A 252-nucleotide genomic window follows, 5' to 3' on the forward strand; every position below is an offset into this window, starting at 1 on the left:
AAAAAAAAAATTTCACTGTCGACTTGCGTCTCCCACTTATACTACACCTCTAATGTCTCCCTACAAAGTCGGACTAGAGTCAAGCTCAACAGGGTCTTCTTTCCCCGCTATATTTTCCAAGCCCGTTCCCTCGGCTGTACTTTCGCTAGACAGTAGATAGGGACAGTAGGAATCTCGTTAATCCATTCATGCACGTCACTAATTAGATGACGAGGCATTTGGCTACCTGAAGAGAGTCATAGTTACTCCCGC

The 252-nt window shown here is 45.2% G+C and carries 1 rRNA gene; it reads right to left on the bottom strand.

The annotated features are described in order from the left end of the window. A 23S ribosomal RNA gene (locus tag DBV08_RS32665) occupies nucleotides 1-252 on the bottom strand; the annotation flags it as partial.

Origin of the sequence: Rhodococcus sp. KBW08 (genome assembly GCF_003852455.1) — a bacterium.
In the GTDB taxonomy this organism is placed as follows: Bacteria; Actinomycetota; Actinomycetes; order Mycobacteriales; family Mycobacteriaceae; genus Rhodococcus_F; species Rhodococcus_F baikonurensis.